Source organism: Photobacterium sp. WH24, from assembly GCF_019204055.1.
Taxonomy (GTDB): Bacteria; Pseudomonadota; Gammaproteobacteria; order Enterobacterales; family Vibrionaceae; genus Photobacterium; species Photobacterium arenosum.
This window is the reverse complement of sequence record NZ_JAGSOZ010000011.1, coordinates 46129-65841: the sequence shown is the minus strand read 5'-3', so window position 1 is coordinate 65841 and position 19713 is coordinate 46129. Positions and strand designations below refer to the sequence as shown.

Annotated in this window: 20 protein-coding genes; 10 read left to right on the top strand and 10 right to left on the bottom strand. The window is 46.8% G+C overall.

The window, feature by feature from the left end; genetic code table 11:
- From KCG43_RS14285 to KCG43_RS14275, 3 genes are all read left to right on the top strand, one after another.
- A complete protein-coding gene (locus KCG43_RS14285; RefSeq protein WP_218385749.1) occupies nt 1–1152 on the top strand; it encodes an ABC transporter permease in 1152 nt (383 codons plus the stop codon).
- Nucleotides 1149–2327, top strand: coding sequence for an ABC transporter permease (locus KCG43_RS14280; RefSeq protein ID WP_218385748.1), 1179 nt, complete (start codon nt 1149–1151; stop codon nt 2325–2327). Before KCG43_RS14285 ends, KCG43_RS14280 begins: the two co-directional genes overlap by 4 nt.
- A gap of 71 nt (nt 2328–2398) precedes the next feature.
- Nucleotides 2399–3319, top strand: a complete 921-nt coding sequence (locus KCG43_RS14275) for a LysR family transcriptional regulator (protein WP_192013742.1) — start codon at nt 2399–2401, stop codon at nt 3317–3319.
- A 132-nt stretch (nt 3320–3451) separates the two neighbouring features.
- On the opposite strand, the gene KCG43_RS14270 is transcribed toward KCG43_RS14275, so the two are convergent.
- Nucleotides 3452–6163, bottom strand: coding sequence for a bifunctional acetate--CoA ligase family protein/GNAT family N-acetyltransferase (locus KCG43_RS14270; RefSeq protein ID WP_218385747.1), 2712 nt, complete (start codon nt 6161–6163; stop codon nt 3452–3454).
- A gap of 350 nt (nt 6164–6513) precedes the next feature.
- Here KCG43_RS14270 and KCG43_RS14265 point away from each other — a divergent pair, with 350 nt between their 5' ends.
- The 4 genes from KCG43_RS14265 to KCG43_RS14250 all read left to right on the top strand — a co-directional run bounded on the left by KCG43_RS14265 (nt 6514) and on the right by KCG43_RS14250 (nt 9312).
- Nucleotides 6514–7188: an SPOR domain-containing protein gene (locus KCG43_RS14265; RefSeq protein ID WP_218385746.1), complete on the top strand. Its 675-nt coding sequence runs from the start codon at nt 6514–6516 to the stop codon at nt 7186–7188.
- Between the two features lie 232 nt (nt 7189–7420).
- Nucleotides 7421–8428 (top strand): D-alanine--D-alanine ligase, encoded by a 1008-nt coding sequence (locus KCG43_RS14260; protein ID WP_192013748.1) that lies wholly within the window; start codon nt 7421–7423, stop codon nt 8426–8428.
- 61 nt (nt 8429–8489) lie between these two features.
- Nucleotides 8490–8690, top strand: coding sequence for a YhfG family protein (locus tag KCG43_RS21535; RefSeq protein WP_370630696.1), 201 nt, complete (start codon nt 8490–8492; stop codon nt 8688–8690).
- Nucleotides 8680–9312: a putative adenosine monophosphate-protein transferase Fic gene (locus tag KCG43_RS14250; RefSeq protein ID WP_192013752.1), complete on the top strand. Its 633-nt coding sequence runs from the start codon at nt 8680–8682 to the stop codon at nt 9310–9312. Before KCG43_RS21535 ends, KCG43_RS14250 begins: the two co-directional genes overlap by 11 nt.
- A gap of 7 nt (nt 9313–9319) precedes the next feature.
- On the opposite strand, the gene KCG43_RS14245 is transcribed toward KCG43_RS14250, so the two are convergent.
- From KCG43_RS14245 to KCG43_RS14235, 3 genes are all read right to left on the bottom strand, one after another.
- Nucleotides 9320–10288: a tyrosine-type recombinase/integrase gene (locus KCG43_RS14245; protein WP_218385743.1), complete on the bottom strand. Its 969-nt coding sequence runs from the start codon at nt 10286–10288 to the stop codon at nt 9320–9322.
- A gap of 105 nt (nt 10289–10393) precedes the next feature.
- Nucleotides 10394–10903 (bottom strand): RimK/LysX family protein, encoded by a 510-nt coding sequence (locus KCG43_RS14240; RefSeq protein ID WP_237795535.1) that lies wholly within the window; start codon nt 10901–10903, stop codon nt 10394–10396.
- Nucleotides 10904–11010: 107 nt separating this feature from the next.
- Nucleotides 11011–11622 (bottom strand): HAD family phosphatase, encoded by a 612-nt coding sequence (locus KCG43_RS14235; RefSeq protein ID WP_218385739.1) that lies wholly within the window; start codon nt 11620–11622, stop codon nt 11011–11013.
- A gap of 118 nt (nt 11623–11740) precedes the next feature.
- On the opposite strand from KCG43_RS14235, the gene yciH reads away from it, so the two are divergent.
- Nucleotides 11741–12064, top strand: coding sequence for a stress response translation initiation inhibitor YciH (gene yciH, locus KCG43_RS14230; RefSeq protein WP_192013757.1), 324 nt, complete (start codon nt 11741–11743; stop codon nt 12062–12064).
- Nucleotides 12065–12568: 504 nt separating this feature from the next.
- Here the strand turns inward: yciH and KCG43_RS14225 are convergent.
- Both KCG43_RS14225 and KCG43_RS14220 read right to left on the bottom strand, forming a co-directional pair.
- Entirely contained in the window at nt 12569–13873 is a 1305-nt protein-coding gene (locus KCG43_RS14225; protein ID WP_218385736.1) for a Y-family DNA polymerase, read from the bottom strand.
- Complete coding sequence (locus KCG43_RS14220) at nt 13873–14259, bottom strand: LexA family transcriptional regulator (protein WP_027251321.1); 387 nt, start codon at nt 14257–14259, stop codon at nt 13873–13875. The genes KCG43_RS14225 and KCG43_RS14220 overlap by 1 nt, the downstream gene beginning before the upstream one ends.
- A 367-nt stretch (nt 14260–14626) precedes the next feature.
- Between KCG43_RS14220 and KCG43_RS14215 the strand changes: the two genes are divergently transcribed.
- Nucleotides 14627–15034 carry an SPOR domain-containing protein gene (locus KCG43_RS14215; RefSeq protein WP_192013759.1) on the top strand — a complete coding sequence of 136 codons (408 nt, stop codon included), beginning with the start codon at nt 14627–14629 and terminating at the stop codon, nt 15032–15034.
- Nucleotides 15035–15078: 44 nt separating this feature from the next.
- On the opposite strand, the gene KCG43_RS14210 is transcribed toward KCG43_RS14215, so the two are convergent.
- Both KCG43_RS14210 and KCG43_RS14205 read right to left on the bottom strand, forming a co-directional pair.
- A complete protein-coding gene (locus KCG43_RS14210; RefSeq protein WP_192013760.1) occupies nt 15079–16008 on the bottom strand; it encodes an electron transfer flavoprotein subunit alpha/FixB family protein in 930 nt (309 codons plus the stop codon).
- The gene (locus KCG43_RS14205; protein ID WP_218385733.1) at nt 16005–16757 is read right to left on the bottom strand and encodes an electron transfer flavoprotein subunit beta/FixA family protein; all 753 of its coding nucleotides are present in this window, start codon (nt 16755–16757) and stop codon (nt 16005–16007) included. Before KCG43_RS14205 ends, KCG43_RS14210 begins: the two co-directional genes overlap by 4 nt.
- Before the next feature lie 181 nt (nt 16758–16938).
- Here KCG43_RS14205 and KCG43_RS14200 point away from each other — a divergent pair, with 181 nt between their 5' ends.
- A complete protein-coding gene (locus tag KCG43_RS14200) occupies nt 16939–18582 on the top strand; it encodes an electron transfer flavoprotein-ubiquinone oxidoreductase (protein WP_218385729.1) in 1644 nt (547 codons plus the stop codon).
- Nucleotides 18583–18593: 11 nt separating this feature from the next.
- Here KCG43_RS14200 and cutA read toward each other — a convergent pair whose 3' ends face one another.
- A complete protein-coding gene (cutA, locus tag KCG43_RS14195; RefSeq protein WP_192013763.1) occupies nt 18594–18917 on the bottom strand; it encodes a divalent-cation tolerance protein CutA in 324 nt (107 codons plus the stop codon).
- 26 nt (nt 18918–18943) lie between these two features.
- The gene (locus KCG43_RS14190) at nt 18944–19570 is read right to left on the bottom strand and encodes a LysE family translocator (RefSeq protein WP_192013765.1); all 627 of its coding nucleotides are present in this window, start codon (nt 19568–19570) and stop codon (nt 18944–18946) included.
- Nucleotides 19571–19713: the final 143 nt, after the last annotated feature.

Below are 19713 nucleotides of genomic sequence, written 5' to 3'. Positions count from 1 at the left end.
ATGTGGTTAAACACAATGCAGCGAGAGTGGCGGCTCATACGTCAGGAACCCTGGCTGAAGGCGATGCTGTTCTTTTTGCCTTTAAGTCTGTTTCTCCTGTTGTGGTGGATATTCTCGCAAGGGATCGCCCGCGATCTGCCCGTCGGTGTGGTCGATCTGGATCACAGCCGCCTGTCCCGCGGATTGATCCGATACTACGATGCCAGCCCGACCCTGTCGGTTGCCCGACAATTGAGCGAGGTGGAAGAAGGCACAGCGTTAATGCGGAGCGGTGAGATTTATGCGCTGGTGGTGATTCCTGATTCTCTGGAAAAAGACACATTGCTCGGGCGATCTCCGTCTGTGACAGTGTTTTATAACGCCCAGTTTATTTTGATTGCCAAGCTGATAAACAGCGCTTTCGTGTCGGCGCAGACTACCTATGCCGCCAGTATAGATACGGTAAGTAATATGGTGTCTGGCACGCCAGTACCGCTACAGGCGCTGGGGCAGGCCTTGCCAGTCCGCAATCAGATAACCCCGTTATTTAACAGTAACTCGCACTATGGGCAGTTTCTGGTCTCGGCGGCTATTCCTGCCATGTGGCAGATATTTATCATTGCCACGACTGTCATGGCACTGGCGGCAGAGCAGCGGCGGCAAGGATTACTGGCCTGGCTGGGGCAACACCCGGTGAAGCAACTCGTCGCCAAGCTTATACCTTATGCGGCGGTTTTTATTCTGCAAGGTGTGTTGTTTCTGTGGGGCATGTATTCGCTGCTGGGCTGGCCTATGCACGGTAGCTGGAGCATTTTGCTGGTGGCACAATGTTTAATGGTGATTGCTTGCCAGAGTGTGGCTGTGCTGTTCTTTTTCCTTGCAATGGATGTTACCCGGGCAATGAGCTTCGTGGCCGGGTTTTCAGCGCCGGCGTTTGCTTTTATGGGAATAACCTTTCCTGCGACAGATATGCCAGCCATTGCGACAGGCTGGCGGGCGCTGTTGCCTGTCAGTCATTACATTGAAATTCAGGTTCAGCAGGTTAACTATGGGACGGGTTTACAGCAAGCTATGCCTCAGATGATGGCGCTTGCGGTGTTTCTGCTGGCAATGGCACTGGCTATGCTGAAAATGCTGGTCTGGCGCAAACGCCAGCTGGAGGGCGGTGTATGAGCTGGCGTCAATTGTTTCTGAGTGAATTGAAAGCGGTGTTCACCAACCCTGCGATTATCTTCACCGTGTTTGGCGGCGTTTTAATGTATTCGCTTATTTACCCGCTGCCTTATTCAAACCAGCTTCCGCGCGAACAGCAGATTGCAGTTGTTAATCTGGATAACAGTGCAGTTAGTAGGGCACTGATACGCATGGTTGATGCGACACCTCAGGTGGCCGTGACGAAAACAGCCGCAAGTATTGAAGAAGCAAAAAACTGGATTCAGGCACAAGAGGTGAAAGGGATGCTAGTGATCCCTGAGCACTTTTACCGGGATCTCCTGCTTGGTACCAGCCCGACAGTCTCTTTCGCCGGTGATGCGGCGCTGTTTCTTGTTTACGGTACTGTTGTTGAAGGGCTGGCGACAGCCACAGGAACGCTCAGCGCTGAAGCAAAAGTGGCCCGTATGATTCTTGAAGGCGAGAACCTGGCGTTAGCTTCCGAAAAGTACGCGTCGCTGAAACTGAATATGCGTCCGGTATTTAACCCGACCATGGGTTATATCAATTACGTTGTTCCTGCCGTGTTCGTACTGATACTCCATCAGACACTGCTGATTGGCTCTGCATTAGTTGGGGCGGCTCAGAATGAAATGCATCGCTCCGGAGTGCCGGGTTACTGGCACTCCTGTTCACCCTGGCGAATGATTTTCACACGTATCTGCTTGTTTACTGTTATCTATCTGCCTCTGACTGCTTACTACTTTGGGCTGAGTTTTGAGTATTACGGTATCAGTCGTCAGGCTGCAATCGGCGATATGCTGATGCTGACACTGCCGTTTCTGATCTCAGTAACAGCGTTAGGCATCGTCATTGGTGAGCTGATCCCCCGTAAGGAACTGGCTACGGTTATCGTGCTGCTCAGCTCACTGCCTTTGGTTTTCTCGGCTGGTTTTGTATGGCCCGTATCCGCACTGCCGGCTCCGGTTTACTGGCTGGCACAATGGATACCTTCTACGCCGGCGATTAACGGATTCCTGCGGTTAAATCAGATGGGAGCGAGTTTTAGCCAGATTAGCGCCTGGTGGTTTCAGCTTTGGGGGCTGGCTGTTCTGTATTCACTGGTCGCTTTAGGCTTGGTATACAGAAATCGCCGTCGTCGAGGACAGCTTTCGCAGGCCTCGGCAACAGTTTGAACCTGATGCATTGAGCGTTATTGTACAGATAGGCATTTTAAGATGAATGTGTTAAAACAGCCTCATAATAAATGGCTGTATTGGCACAGGGATTGAAAGTGAACCGGTTATTATCCTTTGAAGCATTGATGGTTTTAGATGCTATTGAGCGTCGCGGCAGTTTTGCTGCAGCCTCAGAAGAACTCGGCCGAGCGCCATCTTCCCTGAGTTACCAGGTTCAGAAACTGGAACAAGATCTGGATCTGGTTATCTTCGACCGTTCCGGTCATAAAGCCGCGTTTACCAAAGCTGGCCGGCTGTTGCTGGACAGGGGGCGGTTATTATTATCCGCGGCGGATGAAATGGTCTCGGATGCAACAGCGCTGGCACACGGCTGGGAATTAGATCTCACGATTGCCTACGACGGTTTGATTAAGCTCGATCTGATGTTTCCGCTTGTTGATGCATTGGCAAAGAAAAGTAAGACCCGTCTGAAGTTTCGTGAAGAAATTCTGGCCGGATGCTGGGAAGCGCTCGCACAGGACAGAGCCGATATTCTGATTGCTCCTCCGCCAAGTGTCGCGCCACCGGAAGTGAAAATTCAGCCTCTCGGCAAAATGGATATCGTTTGGGTTGCTCACCCGGATCACCCGATTCATAAACATGATAACCCGCTCGATCCTGTCATTCGTCAGCAATACCGAGGCATAGCAGTTGCAGATACCGCACGAAATCTGCCGCCGATAACGCACAACATTCTTGAAGAGCAGCCATTACTTACAGTTTCCAGCATGAATGACAAGTTGAATGCCTTACGTGCCGGCCTTGGTGTAGCGACAATCCCCAGTTTTTTCATTCAGGATGATTTAGCAACAGGCAAGCTGGCCATGGTGGGGGATAATCCTGTCAGAGAGTTTGAACTGGTCCTGGCCTGGAATCGCAGCCGCATGGGCAAGGCAAAAGCCTGGGCGATCAAACACCTTGAGCAGTTATGGAAAAAGCATCTGAACTGACGCATGTTTGTGTCGATGTTTTTCGACCCGCTTGGTCACTCAGTATGCCATGAAAAAGCAGGCTGACCTTTGGCATATGGTCAGCCTTTTTATTGTCACTTCTAAACCACCAACTATGGCAGTGGTGATTATTTAACCGTGGTCAGACTGGCTGTGTTCTTGTAACGTCAACAGAAGCTCCGCCGTTTTGTCTTCAAAATGAATCTCTACCTGAAAGCCACTCTTTCTGGCAAGTGACAGCATTCCCTGGTTATTGGGCATGGTTATCCCGGTCAACCGCTGTAAACCCCGCTGCTTACAATATTGAATTATGGTATTGAGCAAGATGCTCCCCAGCCCTTGCCCTTTGAGATCAGAGCGAACCAACACCGCAAACTCCGCTTCTTCGTTGGTAGGATCGGAGACCGCACGACTGACACCAATAATGTCGGTTTCGGTGTGTGAATCAGGCGCAAGCCGCACCGCAATAAAGGCCATTTCACGGTCGTAATCAATCTGAGTGAGATTCGCCAATGCTTCATGATTGAATTCACCGACTTCAGAGAAAAAACGGCTGTACAGGTCATCATGTGAAACCTGCGCAATGAAAGCTTTGTGGCCGGGTTCATCTTCCGGGCGAATCGGGCGAAGTAATATCGGCGAACCGTCTTTCAGTGAAGTGTAAATTTCCAGCTCTTTTGGGTAAGGCCGAATAGCCAGCCTTTGTTGTGTGTCACCATTAAAGGGGTGAATGGTCATGGAAGCATCGATCACTGTCATGTCTTCACCCGCTGCCAGTAAGGGGTGTATATCCAGTTCAATGATTTCCGGGCAATCAATGATCAGCTGTGAAAGCTTAACCAGTAGTTTGCAGAGTGCAGGGATGTCCAATCGATCCGGCAAACTGCGCTGTTTAATTTTTCCTGTTTTCAGGGCATTGATGACAAGGTATCGCGCCAGCGCCATATTAAGTGGTGGAATAGCAACGGCGGCATCACGATGGATATCCCACTCTGCGGCTTCATCACCAATAAGAATAACAGGCCCGAACACGGGATCGGTGTGAACAGCAATGCGTAATTCCTGTGCACCGGAACGGTTGGCCATGCGCTGCACCAGCAAGCCGTCAATACGGGCTTTCGGGAAGTTGTAGGAAACACGATCTAGAATCGCCTGAGAGGCATTGGCAACCTCTGCTGCCGTTCGCAGATGCAGCATGACACCATGTACTTCTGATTTATGGCGAATATCAGGGGAGCGCAATTTGACGGCAACCGGATAGCCAATCTGCTCGGCAATATGTGCGGCTTCAGCGGGCTCTGACGCAATCCAGGTCGGCAGAGTATGAAAACCATAGCTTTCCAGCACAGGGCGTACTTCGTGCGTTTCCAGATGATAGATTTTCTGATCGAGTAACTGATCCAATAATTGATGAACCAACCCCGGGTTGCTCTGGGTCTCACCGAATGAGGACGGGGTTTCCATCAGCTGTTTCTGATTGCGCCGGTACTCCACCAGGTGCATGAAGGCGGTGACAGCACTTTCCGGTGTTCGGTACGCTGGAAAGCCGGACTGTGTGAAAACCTGCCTGGCTTTCAACGCCTGATTTTCTCCGGCCCAGTTACTGAGGATGTTGAAATGCAGGGTACGGGGGTGCTGTTGCAATACTTTGACCATGTGCTCAGCGGTCTCTTTGCTCGGTGCAATGGCAGAAGGAGAGTGCATAATGAGCAGGGCATCGAAATCGTCGCTGTCTAACAGAATCTTGGTTGCCGCCTCATAACGAGCGATATCGGCATCCCCGACGATATCAATCGGGTTAGATTGAGACCAGCAGGCCGGCAATACAGCAGAAAGTTTAGCGATAGTCTCCTGGCTTAGTGTCGCGAGCTTTCCGCCACGTTCACTGAGGGCATCAACGGCCATAATCGCAGGCCCGCCACCATTGGTTAGTATTGCTAAACGTTCGCCTCGCAAAGGCACAGCGTGAGCCAGTGTTTCCACTGCCGCAAACAGATCATGGGTATTATGCACCCGCAGCATCCCCGAGCGTTTGATGGCGGCATCATAGACAGCATCCAGACCGATTTCTCCTCCTGTGTGAAGATGGGCAGCAGCACTGCCAATTTTTGTCCGGCCACTTTTCAGCACCAGTATTCGCCGGGTCCGAGCCGCTGCTCGTGCAGCTGACATGAAGCGTCTGGCATCACGTATTGAGTCGATATACAGCAAGATAGCCTGTGTTTTGCTGTCACGGCACAAGGTATCTAACAGTTCATCAAAACCAATATCGCAGGTATCTCCCAACGATATAAAGGTCGAAAAGCCAATATTCTTGTTCTTGGCCCAGTCCAGAATCGTGGTACAGACTGCCGCAGACTGTGAAATGAAAGCAATATTGCCTTTGTTGGCGGAAACCGGTGAGAAAGACGCATTGAGATTATGCCAGGGTAAGATCATCCCCATGCTGTTTGGCCCGATAAGTCGCATTCCGTATTGTCTGGCGGTTTCATACATGCGCACATCTTCTGTGACACTGTCACTGTCGGGCTCTGCGTTCATTCCTGCCGCTAATACTACGGCCAGTTTGACGCCTTTGCGGCCTAATTGATCGATAATACTGACGTTTCTGACACTATTGGTACATAAAACAGCCAGATCTGGAACACGAGGCAGACTCTCGATGTCTGGATAGGCTAATACCCCTGCAACTGCGTCATATTTGGGGGTCACTGGCATGATGGGCCCATGAAAGTTAGCGGACAGCAGGTTTTTGATAACCACATAACCGGCACGCTTGGGGTTATCCGATGCGCCGATAATGGCGACAGAACGTGGCTTCAGTAGTGACTCGAGTCCTTTCATGGCATTTTCTCTCAGTATTTCGTAAAGAATTAACACTCAACGACAGACAATCATTTTTCTTAGCTTGGTTGTATGATTGAGCTGCTGATTATTCACTGCTGTGAGTGTAATGGAACCCATTCGACATTGTTTGAAAAAGAAGAAGGTGCTGCGCTTCATTCTTTGTATTTTTATATTGCACAATTTTATTTAAAACTGGAATTCACATAAAAAATCAATCTATTATTGATATAACGTTGAACCTGTGACATAACGCCAATTCTATCGCATACAGAGTGATGCAGGCTTGATTGGCATCAGGTCGGGGTGCAAAATCTTTTTAAAGACAAATTTGATCAGGCACGATGATAATGAAAAAAATTGCCTTAATGGTTGCAATTACATCAGCTTTAACAGGCTGTGCGCTAGATAATGAGCGTCAGACAATGAATGGCACTGTGGTTCCAACATTGGATGAGCAGGAACAAGCGGCAATGGCCGTAGAACAGGGAGCAACGGCTGAACCGATGGCGGTTGAGCAGTTAAATGAACCGATTCCACCGCTGAACCCTGTTGATATAGCAATCACAGATGAAGTTGTCCCACTTGATCAGGAGATTGCCCCCGTAGACGCACCAGCAGCGGCTGAGGGAACATCCGTGGCTCTAATCGCAGAGCCTGAGCCAATGGCTGGCTCTGTCGCGGCAGCTTCGAAGAACAATGAGTCACAAACGGCGAAAGCCAGCTATGAATATGTGACGGAACCTGTATCGGGATTCACTGTTCAGGTGCTGGGTGTAAGTAAAAATAGTGGTTTTGCCTCATACATTGCTAAGTTGCCAGGACAGCAACCGGTGTGGGTGAATCAGAAAACTTTCCACGAAAAGCCTTGGTACACTTTACTTTACGGACACTTTGATACTGTTCAGGAAGCCCAGGCTGCCATCAAAGATTTGCCTGCAGAGATCCGTTCGTTCGGCCCCTTTGTTCGTAGTCTGGCCAAGATTCATCAGTCACCTGAGCCTAAGCTGACCAAGATACATTAATCCTCCCGATAAGCTCTTCCCTGGAAGAGCTTATTTTTTGCATCGTTGACCGCTTTCACGGCAGGGAATCAGGCCAATGGCTTGATGCCTGGTAGATAAGATGCAATAGTTGATGCCCTGAAGGCTGCCGGGGGCACTTCGTAATATCATCCTTCAGAACAGATGAAACCCGGTGGTACAAACAAATTTCGGCCTGCCATGATCGGCAGGTTACGTTTTACAAGGGATCAAGATGAATCCAATTCACGTTTTACTTCTTTGTGGCGGCGGCAGCGCAGAACACGAAGTGTCTTTGGTTTCTGCCAATTTCATAGAACAAAACCTACAGGCGATTGATGGCATTCGCTATATCCGCATAGAAATGCAAAAAGACGGCTGGTTTGACAGAGAAGGCCAGCGCTGGCAGTTGAACCTGGATCGCAGTATCCAGTCTGAATCTGGTGAGAAGCTCCCCGTTGATTACGTCATTCCGTGTGTCCACGGCTACCCCGGAGAAACAGGCGATTTGCAATCTTTACTTGAAATAGCCGCTGTGCCTTACTTCGGTTGTGGCCCTCAGGCCAGCACAAATTGTTTCAACAAGATCACGACCAAATTGTGGTTTGATGCGCTGGGTATCCCTAACACACCTTATGTGTTTCTCAGCGAGCAAGACGAAGAATCGTTACGTACTGCCCAAGATGCATTAGCCCGTTGGGGATGTGTTTTTGTTAAAGCGGCCTGCCAAGGGTCATCAGTGGGCTGTTATAAAGCGACAGATCAGGAAAGCCTGATCGAATCGCTGAACAAGGCGTTTACCTTTTCAGAACAGGTTTTGGTTGAAAAAGCCATCAAGCCCAGAGAGTTAGAAGTCGCTGCTTATCAGTATGGCGATGAGTTGATTGTCACCAAGCCAGGGGAAGTGACCTGTCCGGATGGTAAATTCTACACCTACGAAGAAAAATACAGCACAGAAAGCCATTCGACCACCTCTGTTGAAGCGTCTGGTATTACAGACGAACAGATTGAAGCCATTCGCAGTTATGCCAGAAAAGCGTTTGTCCATATGAAGTTAAAAGATCTGTCACGGATTGATTTCTTCCTGAGTGAAGAGGGTGACATTCTTCTTAATGAAATCAATACTTTCCCTGGCATGACACCGATATCTATGTTTCCTCAGATGCTGGCTCATCATGGACACACGTTTACGGCTTATCTTGAGAAAGCTATCAAAAGTGCTGTTCATCCATTCAACCAGTGATTTTACAGTTTTAAAAACGCCAGCCTGACTGGCGTTTTTTTCATTGGCTGCAATACTGACGATGAGACTGAAAAAGAACCCTATGCTGACGAACAAACAGAAAGCTGCGCGTTTTAAAGCTATGCAGAACAAGAACTACAGAGCCAGTTTAAAGCTGGAGGGCTTTGAATTAGATGGGGCGCCAGGTACAGAGTCGCCACATGAACCACCCGTGTCCGAATATGAACAAATCGCTCGGTTAAAGAAGCATTATGCGAGATAAATATGGTGTTCAGCAGGATCCTGATTGCTACCCCGGTTCGGCTGTTCTTATCAACTTACTGAATATCAACGATGAAGAAGAGCTCGCTCTGGCTGAGCGGGATTTCACACGGGTCCGGGCAGAGCACTTTGTACCTGAGTTTGACCGATTTGATTTAGCCTATCTGAGACAAATACATTTCACTCTGTTTCAGGATTTATATCCCTGGGCCGGTGACATACGAGGTGTTGACATCACCAAAGGCCAGAGTCGTTTTTGTCATGCCAGGAATATTGAAAGAGAGGCGACTCGTCTTTTTGCTTCACTGGCTGATGAGTCACATCTTTGTGGGCTGGACTTTGATCATTTTATTCGCCGCATTGCCCATTATTACTGTGAATTGAATGTCATACACCCGTTCAGGGAAGGGAATGGGCGCGTCCAACGTATTTTCTTTGAAATTCTGGCCCTCAATGCCGGATTCGAAATCTGTTGGGAAGGCATTAACCTTAAAGAGTGGGTCGAAGCGAATCAGGCGGGTTACTTTGGCATTATGGCTCCTTTGGAAGGCTTGTTCGAACGAATCACTCAACCTGTCCATGCTGTCGTTCAACCTCAGTGGGCATCCGGTCCGGGCGCTTAAATCGACACTACTTTTCCCAATCTTTTTTCTTCACGTATTTCGCAATTTCCGTATCGTGTTTATCTTTATGGCCTACATACTGTGCCGGCATTGCAGGGCTCTTCCAGCGGCCCTGGGATTGGATGTCCGGAATGGATACGCCAGCATCGGATAAATCTTTGGCGGCGCCTACTCTGGGCGACTGGCCTGAAAAAATATTGTCCTGACTGAGCCCGAGCTCTTCACCGGCACGGCGAAACACCCGGTAGATGGATGAGTGGTCAAGCGGTTGCTCGCCAATATTGCCATGTCGATCAATTCTTCGAAAGACAACACCTGATTCAATCATGCCTACCGTTAGCCAACGCTGCATACTACGAGATGCAATGGTACTCAATGCAATTGTGTGATCCTGGATATGCAGACTGATAAGTCCAGACGCGTCAATCGAGATATTTTCAATGGTCAGTGCTACCAGTTCACTTCGCTTGAGCATTGCTTCAAACATGACAGCCCAAATCGCCAGATCGCGAATGTCTTTGGGTTTGGTAGAGAGTGAGAAAACATCAACCAGCTGTTGCAAGTGATCATCTCTGAAGGCGTTCGCGTTTTTATAGTCGTCTTTTTTTTCTACACAATATTTATTCAGTACCAGCCTGACTTCAGTATGACGGCAAGGATCGGGGAGGGCATGACAGCGGTGAACCAGCCCGATTGTGACAATGTAACGCTTAAGACTTGCCAGCTTGCGTTTCTTGGCCATCGTATCAATAAAGTTATGTACCGTTTTCACCGTTGCCGGCAAAGGAATGGCCTGTTTGTCCAGGCAGTATTGAAGGAAGTTATTCCAGTCATTTTTGAAAGCAAGCAATGTGTTTGGTGAATACTGCTTATGCGTTAAAACTTCCCAGATTTCAATATCTTCTATAGGGAGTGTGAAGACCTTGATACTGTCTTTTTTCTTATTTTCATCAGCAATGGGAGGAATTTTCTTCATTTAATGCACTATAACTTATTTATTGATAAAAAATACTATATACTAAGCCGCCTCATAAACAAGACGGCATGTAACAAACATTAAATAGTTCGCCAAAACGGAAGGTTAGTCGTCCTCATCTGACTTTTCTACATCAACCAAATAGTCGCCCATCAGCCAGTTTCTGCCGAGCAACAGTTTGTATTCCAGCTTACTACGGTTTCGCAAGTTTACTGTGACTTGTTTATGCTCACCGTTCCAGCTTAAATCCATTTTTACTGCATAACGGCGTTCAACACCTTGAGCATTACGGATTTTACTGACTTTAACTATTTTGGCTTTGTGGGTGGTTGTTTCACCTTTTTCATTTTTTGTCTTGAATTCCACCATATTGCCTAGATTTTCACGCATATCCTCGCTTTTATCACCTAATATACGGATATCGTAAGCATTGATCGAAGACGTGTTCGCGCCAGTATCAATTCGGGCTTTATATTCGAGTTCCAAATCCTGGACATTGATAGTTTCAACCTGACCAACAATGGATTTTTTTTCGAGAGGTCGACTGTCAGCCAAGGAAGAGGGGCTGTTAAATGCAAATACAACTAACATTAACGGAATCAATGCTTTTTTCACGGAACCTCCAAAAAAGTGCCAATCGTAAATATGATCACTATAAACATAAGTTACGTATGTTTGTTCAGCTTAAAGTTAAAGGTCTGATGAGGTAAGCTTAGGTTCAGCTAATCAACCTTTAGTCTCAATGCTGAGCGAATCTGTTGATAACAAGCAGGTGTGGGTGAAAAACGAATGGCTGTTATGCCCAACTTTCTGGCCGCAAGCACATTGTCTTCATTGTCATCGATAAAATACGTATCTTCTGGACTAAACGCGTATTTTAACATAAGTGATTGGAATATTTCAGGTTCTGGCTTCATCAATAGCTCTTTAGCAGAAACCAGACCACCATTGAATAATGAAATGAAATCATGCTTATCGTTGAGCGTGTCGAAAAAGGCGCTACTCATGTTCGTGAGATAGTACAGGTTAAAATCTTGTTCCAGTAAGTCTTCAAGTAAGTTTTTCGACGCATCTATCACAGTCAGGCTGTTTTGAATGTGATCGATGAAATCTTCCATTCTTGCCTCTGGAAAACCGGTACGAGCAGCAAATTTAGGGATAACCTCGGCCATCAACATTGTACCGCGATCCAAAGCCAACCAGTCAGGGTGCTGAAGTACATGTGTCAGCAGTATGTCTTGTTCGTAAGTTGACTGAGTGAAAGTAGAGACGATTTTGTGCGGGTTCCAATCAAACAGCACAGCACCAAAGTCAAAAACTACGTTATGAATCATATGCGTTTCCGTTAGAGGCCTATTTATTGATAATATTCGGGCTTAGCCTGGTCGCAAGCTTCTATATTCAACCTGATGGCCAGGTCACACTTTTAAAGCAGTTATTGGGGTCAATTTCATGAGTGATAACAGCCGATTAGTCTATTCAACAGATGCAGGCAGAATTAAAGAAGAGAAAACAGTCCCGGAACGTCTGAAAGGCGATGGCGTGGTACGAATTCAGCGCCAGACAAAAGGCCGTAAAGGAAAGGGAGTCTGTATTGTCACAGGGTTGGATATGAATGATGCTGAGCTCAAGCTTTTGGCCGCTGAGTTAAAAAAAGTCTGTGGCTGCGGCGGTTCTGTAAAAGATGGAACCATAGAAATTCAGGGTGATAAACGCGATCTCATCAAAACCACCCTTGAGAAAAAGGGACACACGGTAAAATTAGCCGGTGGCTGAGAGACTTACATCAGTCTGGCAATCCTGGTTTCAGCAGCCAACCAGGATCTAATCAGCGCAACCTGAATTCACAACGTATACACGCCGACAAGATTGCCTGCGCACTTTAAGAGATCCCGACGAACACATTGGCGTTCGTCGGTCTTAGGTAATTCCACCTGACATTGAAGGGCCAGGCAAACTGACAATTTGCAGCAGGACTTAAATACAAGTGTGAATTACCTATTTTATGGTAAATCAGCGTTATGGTTAAATTGCGTGAACCTGTCTGGCGAGGCCGTCATATAGAAGGGAGCAGAGAGCCCAATGAGTTAGACTCTCACACCTTTAATTTAACATAATCTATGTTATGCGCACTAAGGTTGTAGACGCAAAGCTAAAGTGTCTATTTTCTGCAAAGTATAAATGTCGAGTTAACTTATCACTGCCCGTGATATTTCTATTGCCTCTGTCATGGCCTATGACGTTGATTAAGCAAGGTTATACCAGCACTACAAATGATGCTTAACACTTTGCCACTGGTATTTCGTCCAGCATAGTTGTCCATCGGTTGGATCGGAAGGCTTGCCGCATGTGCCAATTGCTGGTTGCGATAACGGATGCCGGTTTAAGGCCATTCTTATAGCGCGTATTGAGCCTGTCGGTGATGAGCATGAGATCACGGCGTTTGCTTTCTTGCAGCGCATCTCCGCTAAACATGTCTAGCTGGAGTTTGTTCTGACTCACAGGGCTAAGCTCATTCAGCATGACGCCAATTTTTTGATATGAATAACCAGGACGATACATTTTAGCCAGCTGCGCTTGTGCAGAAATGATCAGTTTTTGTGTATCCTGAGTCGGACAAACCAAGGATTCCATACTGCTTTTATTGTGTTGAGGTAACTGTTTATAGCGATTTGTTCGTATATAAACCCCAACAGAGGACGCTTGACTCCCCTGTTTTCTTAGTTTTTCACCTGCACGATGGCAATGGAAAGCAAGAGCTGATTGTAATTCTTGTTGATCCGTAATATCGACACCAAAGCTCCGGCTCGAGAGAATTTGTTTTTTCGTTACATCAATATCTCCTGGATCAATGCAACTGATTCCCTGGAGCTCTAATACTGTACGAGTTAGGCCTACATTCCAGAGTTGACGCATAAACGCAACATCCTGATTTGCTAATTGCCACGCTGTTGTTATACCACAGGTTTTCAGTCGGGTGGCCAATCGTGTTCCAATCCCCCACACTTCCTGAACATCCATTCTTTCCAGCAACCACTGTCTTTGCCGTTCTGTTTGAATATGAAGCACGCCATGCACTCTGTTTTCGTAGCGTTTGGCTGCATTGTTTGCAAGTTTCGCCAATGTCGGTGAAGTACCAATGCCAACACGAACAGCTAAACCAAGCCTGTTACTGATTGCTTCTACAATACTTTTTCCATAACTTGTCAGTGTTTCAGTTGCCAAACCGTCTAAGCGTATAAACGCTTCATCAATAGAGTATTGCTCAACCTGAGGAGAAAACTGCCTCAACTCGTCGATAAAACGCTGGCTCATATCAGCATACAGACTGTAATTTGAACTGCGTACCTCAACACCTGCGTGTTTAGCTTCTCGCTCAATTTTGTACCATACTGCCCCACGTTTTATCCCTGCCGCTTTTGCTTGTGCATTAATAGCAACACAGCAGCCATCGTTATTTGAAAGCACCACAACAGGCTTGTTTGCTAGTTTGGGGTCAAATAATTGCTCGCAGGCTGTATAAAAACTCTGAACATCAACCAGCGCCCAAACCTGATCCTTGTTTCCTGATACTGTTTGAGTCATTAGCGCTCCAGCAAGTTATGAATATTACGTGTAACCACGCCAAAAATTTCAGAGTCCTCCGGCATAGGAAATGGCTTCATCGCCGGGTTTTCAGCTTTTAACCACCAGGTATTGTTATGTCGAATGAGACGCTTACACGTGAACTCATCGAAGATACGGGCAATGACAATCCGGCCCGGCAGCACAGCTTCAGCACGGTCCACAACTAATAAATCGCCATCGTAAATGCCGGCCCCCGTCATAGACTCGCCAGACGCTTTCAGTACAAAAGTGGCATTGGGATGGCGAATGAGATAATCCATCAGTTCCAGTGATTCTTCATGCCCTTCAGCTGGTGAGGGAAAGCCGCACCGAACAGATTCAATAAACAAAGGTAATACAGCCATTGTTACCCTCTCAACTTATACTGTATATAAAAACAGTATAAAAGGTTATTGGCGTACTGAACAGAGAAAAAATGCGGCATGGCTCTGAAAAGTTCAGAGTGTTTCTAATGCACTGAAATACCGAAATAAAATGTATAAATCTTTGTCTTACACTGAAGCGATGTTGATGGGACTGTTTTTATATACAGTACCATGGTATTCTTGCGCTCATAGCACTCATGCTGCTACATATTTGCAAAAAAACGGGCAAGTCTGCTTTAAAAAACAACAAACTCAACGCTAATTTAGGGATTTATCCGATCACCAGTTTATCTTATTGCTAAACTGGCCGCCTGTTGGTGACAGGGATTGGAATTGGAGAATGAAAATGCGAAAAATCATCATGATTTTAGCACTGGTCGTGCTCAGTGGCTGTGCTTTACAGCCTGACCAGCAGTATCACACTGGGCAGTGCGTCGGAAAAATGACAACAGAAGAAGCGTATGGGCATTTAGACCCTAATCGTTACACTATTCAGGTGCTGGCTCTGAGTGAAGAAAGAGATATTCGCGGTTATCTGCGGGAAATCCCAGGGCAGGATCCAATTTGGGTTAACTGGAAACATAGTTTAGGTAAGAGCTGGTACGCTGTTATTTATGGCGATTTTGCCACTAAACAAGAAGCGAAGCAGCGTATTCAAACATTGTCGCCTCGTATATTGGCACAAGGTCCGTTCGTCCGCAGTTTTGCGGAAGTGCAAAGTGATAAGCAAACTGACGTTTTTCGTATGCGTTAAAGAAATGCGCTCAGACTGTCTGGGCGCACTTCTGACCCTTCACATTAAAGCTTTTCGATGAGTTCAGGTAAGATCTCAAACAAGTCACCGACTAACCCATAGTCAGCGATATCAAAGATTGGAGCATCAGGATCTTTGTTGATGGCGACAATCACTTTCGCATCTTTCATCCCAGCCAAGTGCTGTATTGCTCCTGAAATACCAACAGCAATATACAGCTCTGGCGCAACAATTTTACCGGTCTGCCCAACTTGCAGATCGTTTGACACAAAGCCCGCATCGACAGCCGCTCGGGAAGCCCCCACAGCGCCGCCAAGTTTATCCGCCAGCGTTTCTATCATTGCGAAATGTGCTTTATCTCCAAGCCCCCGGCCACCGGAAACCACCACACGCGCAGCTGGCAATTCTGGGCGGCTACTTTGCGTAATTTCACTGGACACATATTCAGAGTTCGGTGATTCGATCACTTTTTCTAGTTCGACAATTGGGGCCGCTGCCCCGCTTGTTGCTGAAGAGGTAAATGCTGAAGCACGCACAGTAATCAGCTTTTTACTATCTAGCGACTTCACTTTGGCTAGTGCATTCCCTGCATATATCGGTCGGATTACGGTATCGGCAGACTCGATGCTGACGACATCGGCCAGTAATCCAACATCCAGAAGACCGGCAACACGCGGTAATATGTTTTTTCCGGTTGTCGTTGCTGCCATCAGTAAGTGAGAATAATCGGCTGATAGTTCGGCGATAACCGCTGACATATTTTCAGCCAGCCAATGCGTGTACACAGGATGATCGGCCAGAAGTACTTTACTCACACCCGCAATGCCAGCGGCTTGCTCTGCAACAGCCTGGCATTGATAACCCGCTACCAATACCTGACAGTCGCTCTCCAGTGACTGACTTGCAGTTATCACCTTGGATGTTTCAGGTGACAACGTATGATTGTCGTGTTCTGCAATGATAAGTACACTCATGAGATCACCTTGGCTTCATTTTTTAGTTTATCAACCAATTCAGAGACTGAACTTACTTTTGTGCCCCCCTGGCGAGCAGGTGGTGATGAAACTGCCAGTAATTCCTGGTTTTGTGACAGCGTCACACCAAGACCATCCAAGCTGATAACATCTAACGGTTTTTGCTTCGCTTTCATGATATTGGGTAATGAGGCATATCTGGGCTCATTCAACCGGAGATCTGTACTGACTACCGCAGGCAGCCGTAACTTGACGGTTTCCAAACCGCCATCAATTTCTCGTGTTACTTTGATGAAACCGTTATCTACTTCAATCTTTGAGGCAAAAGTCCCCTGAGGAAAGCCAGACATGGCGGCTAACATTTGAGCGACTTGATTGTTATCTGAATCAATTGACTGCTTGCCCATAATCACTAGATCAGGCGATTCAATTTTTACAAGGGCGTGAAGAATGCGTGCAATATTCAGAGGCTCAGCTTGTGCGGCACTATCAATGTGAATTGCTCTGTCTGCGCCAAGTGCCAAAGCAGTACGGAGCTGTTCCTGGCAGCTCGTTTCACCCACGCTGACTACAACCACCTCACTGGCCGAGCCGGCTTCTTTCATGCGAACCGCTTCTTCTATGGCAATTTCGCAAAAAGGATTAATGGCCATTTTAACATTATGCTGTTCAACGCCTGAGCCGTCGGATTTAACACGAATCTTCACATACGGGTCTATCACCCTTTTGATTGCGACTAACACTTTCACTGGCGGCTCCTTTGCAAATCAATATGTTAATGAAGAAGTACGGCAAGATACCTGATTGAAAAGTTCCCAATCGGGCATTCAAAAGCCGAGAGATGTCTTTTGCATTGAGTGTGGTTCGGGTTTACGTTTACGTCAACTGGACTACAGTTACTCATAGTCTTAATACAAAGGGACATGGGGCATGGAAAGAGAAAGCATGGCGTTTGATGTGATCATTGTCGGAGCCGGTCCAGCGGGGTTGTCAGCGGCATGTCGGCTGATGCAACTGGCTAAGGAGAGTGGAAAGGAGTTATCGGTTTGTGTGATCGAAAAAGGGGCGGAAGTTGGCTCGCACATCATATCCGGCGCCTTGTTTGAACCCAGACCATTAAATGAGTTGTTTCCTGATTGGCAAAGCCGCGAGGCACCACTTTATACCCGGGTTCAGGATGATAAGGTGTATTGGCTCTCCAATCAGTACAATCAGTTCTGTATCCCTTCAGTACTTGTTCCTTCCCCCCTTCAGAATGATGGGAACTTCATTATCAGTCTGGGCGAATTATGTCGCTGGCTGGCTCAACAGGCAGAAGCGCTGGGAGTATCCATTTTTCCGGGATTTGCTGCAGCTGAATTATTTTTTAACGACTCTGGTGCCGTGGCTGGGATCATGACGACTGATATGGGACGCGACAAGCAAGGTAATGAAAAACCAGGTTTTCAGCCAGGTATCTTACTTGAAGCAAAATATACGCTTGTTGCTGAAGGTTCTCGCGGGCACTTAGGAAAAGCCGTCATAGATCGTTTCGAACTGGATAAAGATAAAGCGCCCCAGCATTACGCAATTGGCTTTAAAGAACTGTGGGAAATTCCGGCAGAACAACACCGGGCTGGGCTTGTCGTACATACTTCCGGTTGGCCACTCAGCCAGACCCAAACCTCAGGTGGGGGCTTTATGTACCATATTGGCGATAACCTTGTGTCTGTCGGATTAGTGATCGACCTGAATTATCAGCACCCTTATCTCAGCCCTTTTGATGAGTTTCAGCAAATGAAACACCATCCGGCTTTCGCCTCTGTGTTAAACGGCGGGGAGCGTATTTCTTACGGGGCACGTGCTATTACAAAGGGCGGACTGCATGCCCTGCCAGAGCAAAGCTTTCCTGGCGGATTACTGATTGGGTGTGATGCTGGGACGCTAAACAGTGCAAAAATCAAAGGCTCTCATACTGCAATGAAATCTGGCATGCTCGCTGCTGAGGCGGTTTTTTCGGAGCTAGCCGTTAACCACTCGCACACATCACCCGATTATTCTTCGCTGTTCGAGGACTCATGGCTGAAAGAGGAGCTCTTTGAAGCCAGAAACTTCACCTCTCAGGTGCATCGCTTAGGCACATTAGTTGGTGGAGCCATCGCAACGTTAGAATTTAATATTCTGAAAAAAAGCCTGTTTTCATTTCGGGATGATAAACAAGACTATCAAACCCTGAAAATGACCAATCAGACTGAACCGCTTTTATACCCTAAACCGGACGGAAAACTCAGTTTTGACCGAACTTCATCTGTTTTTCTATCAACTGTTAAACATGATGAAAACCAGCCATGCCACTTGATACTGCAAGATAAAGAGTTGCCGATAAAAATGCACCTGGACAAGTATGCCGAGCCTAGCCAGCGATACTGTCCGGCGGGCGTGTATGAAATTGTAGAAAATAACGGACAGAAACGATTTCAAATCAATGCCGGAAACTGCATTCATTGTAAAACATGCGATATAAAAGATCCGTCCCAGAATATTATCTGGACCCCACCAGAAGGCGGTAGCGGGCCCAATTATCGCTCGATGTGAATGTGATCAGCTCAAGGGTGCGTCTCTACGCGCACCCAATCGAGATAGGCCTGATAACCGGCTTCAATGGGTAGGCAAATGATTTCCGGCGTTTCATAGTTATGATTCGCCAGGATATCGGCTTCGACTTCTGAATACCTGTCTTGAGTTGTTTTAATGACAACCAGTTTTTCTTTGTCAGACTGGATTTTGCCTTTCCAGTGGTAATAACTGTCAATACTCTGCACCTGAACGCAGGCAGCCAGATGTTTGTTCAGCAGAGAATGGATAATTGCCTCACCCACCTTATCATCTGAAAAAGTGGTCAGAACGACACAGTATCCTTTCTTTAACATCTTCCCACCTTAATATTCAGGATTGATCAACGCTGCGTCAGTGCCACTTTGGCACTTAAGGCAACCAGTAAACCACCAGAAACACCCTCAATCGCTTTCGCATAACCTGACATTTTAGGGTTACCAAAAACAAAACTACCCAACATGGCGTAAAGTAAGTTAATACAAGTGGCTAAAACACTGAACAGTAAGCCAAGGGTCAAAAGTTGTATTGTGACCTGGCCAGCGCTGACATCAATAAATTGAGGCAGAAAAGACAGAAAAAACAAGGCAACTTTAGGATTCAGAACGCTAACAATCACGCCTTGCATAAACACATTCGATGTTGATTTTACTGGTGCGGAAGCTGTCAGTTGACTCTTACCACGGATACTGTTTCTAATCGACGAAATACCCAAATAGAGTAAATACGCTGCCCCTAAGTATTTTATTACGCTAAATAAAAAAGCTGAGCTGAGTATAATCGTTGAAAGCCCAAGCACAGCAGCCAGCGTATGTCCCAAATACCCTATTCCTAGTCCCAGAGCCGCTTGAATGCCTAATTGCATCTTTCCACGCATAGCGTTCGACACAATATAGATAACATCTGGCCCCGGTACTAAGTTAAGGCTGATTGAGGCCAGAGCAAAAAGTAAAAGTGTTTGAAACTCCATTTTTATCTTCACCTTAAAGTTGTGAGCACTTGATTTTTTACAAGAAGACCATAACAAAACAAAGGTTAATCAGGGGTAATTTTATCTGATTAACGACTGAAATCACACCGAGCGTAAGAGAATATAAAGCATCAAATTTCATA

What these genes read in the sequence shown, in the direction of transcription:
- KCG43_RS14285 (WP_218385749.1), top strand. Translation starts at nt 1, where the DNA reads ATGTGGTTAAACACAATGCAGCGAGAGTGGCGGCTCATACGTCAGGAA.
- KCG43_RS14280 (WP_218385748.1), top strand. Translation starts at nt 1,149, where the DNA reads ATGAGCTGGCGTCAATTGTTTCTGAGTGAATTGAAAGCGGTGTTCACC.
- KCG43_RS14275 (WP_192013742.1), top strand. Translation starts at nt 2,399, where the DNA reads ATGGCTGTATTGGCACAGGGATTGAAAGTGAACCGGTTATTATCCTTT.
- KCG43_RS14270 (WP_218385747.1), bottom strand. Translation starts at nt 6,163, where the DNA reads ATGAAAGGACTCGAGTCACTACTGAAGCCACGTTCTGTCGCCATTATC.
- KCG43_RS14265 (WP_218385746.1), top strand. Translation starts at nt 6,514, where the DNA reads ATGAAAAAAATTGCCTTAATGGTTGCAATTACATCAGCTTTAACAGGC.
- KCG43_RS14260 (WP_192013748.1), top strand. Translation starts at nt 7,421, where the DNA reads ATGAATCCAATTCACGTTTTACTTCTTTGTGGCGGCGGCAGCGCAGAA.
- KCG43_RS21535 (WP_370630696.1), top strand. Translation starts at nt 8,490, where the DNA reads ATGAGACTGAAAAAGAACCCTATGCTGACGAACAAACAGAAAGCTGCG.
- KCG43_RS14250 (WP_192013752.1), top strand. Translation starts at nt 8,680, where the DNA reads ATGCGAGATAAATATGGTGTTCAGCAGGATCCTGATTGCTACCCCGGT.
- KCG43_RS14245 (WP_218385743.1), bottom strand. Translation starts at nt 10,288, where the DNA reads ATGAAGAAAATTCCTCCCATTGCTGATGAAAATAAGAAAAAAGACAGT.
- KCG43_RS14235 (WP_218385739.1), bottom strand. Translation starts at nt 11,622, where the DNA reads ATGATTCATAACGTAGTTTTTGACTTTGGTGCTGTGCTGTTTGATTGG.
- yciH (WP_192013757.1), top strand. Translation starts at nt 11,741, where the DNA reads ATGAGTGATAACAGCCGATTAGTCTATTCAACAGATGCAGGCAGAATT.
- KCG43_RS14225 (WP_218385736.1), bottom strand. Translation starts at nt 13,873, where the DNA reads ATGACTCAAACAGTATCAGGAAACAAGGATCAGGTTTGGGCGCTGGTT.
- KCG43_RS14220 (WP_027251321.1), bottom strand. Translation starts at nt 14,259, where the DNA reads ATGGCTGTATTACCTTTGTTTATTGAATCTGTTCGGTGCGGCTTTCCC.
- KCG43_RS14215 (WP_192013759.1), top strand. Translation starts at nt 14,627, where the DNA reads ATGCGAAAAATCATCATGATTTTAGCACTGGTCGTGCTCAGTGGCTGT.
- KCG43_RS14210 (WP_192013760.1), bottom strand. Translation starts at nt 16,008, where the DNA reads ATGAGTGTACTTATCATTGCAGAACACGACAATCATACGTTGTCACCT.
- KCG43_RS14200 (WP_218385729.1), top strand. Translation starts at nt 16,939, where the DNA reads ATGGAAAGAGAAAGCATGGCGTTTGATGTGATCATTGTCGGAGCCGGT.
- cutA (WP_192013763.1), bottom strand. Translation starts at nt 18,917, where the DNA reads ATGTTAAAGAAAGGATACTGTGTCGTTCTGACCACTTTTTCAGATGAT.
- KCG43_RS14190 (WP_192013765.1), bottom strand. Translation starts at nt 19,570, where the DNA reads ATGGAGTTTCAAACACTTTTACTTTTTGCTCTGGCCTCAATCAGCCTT.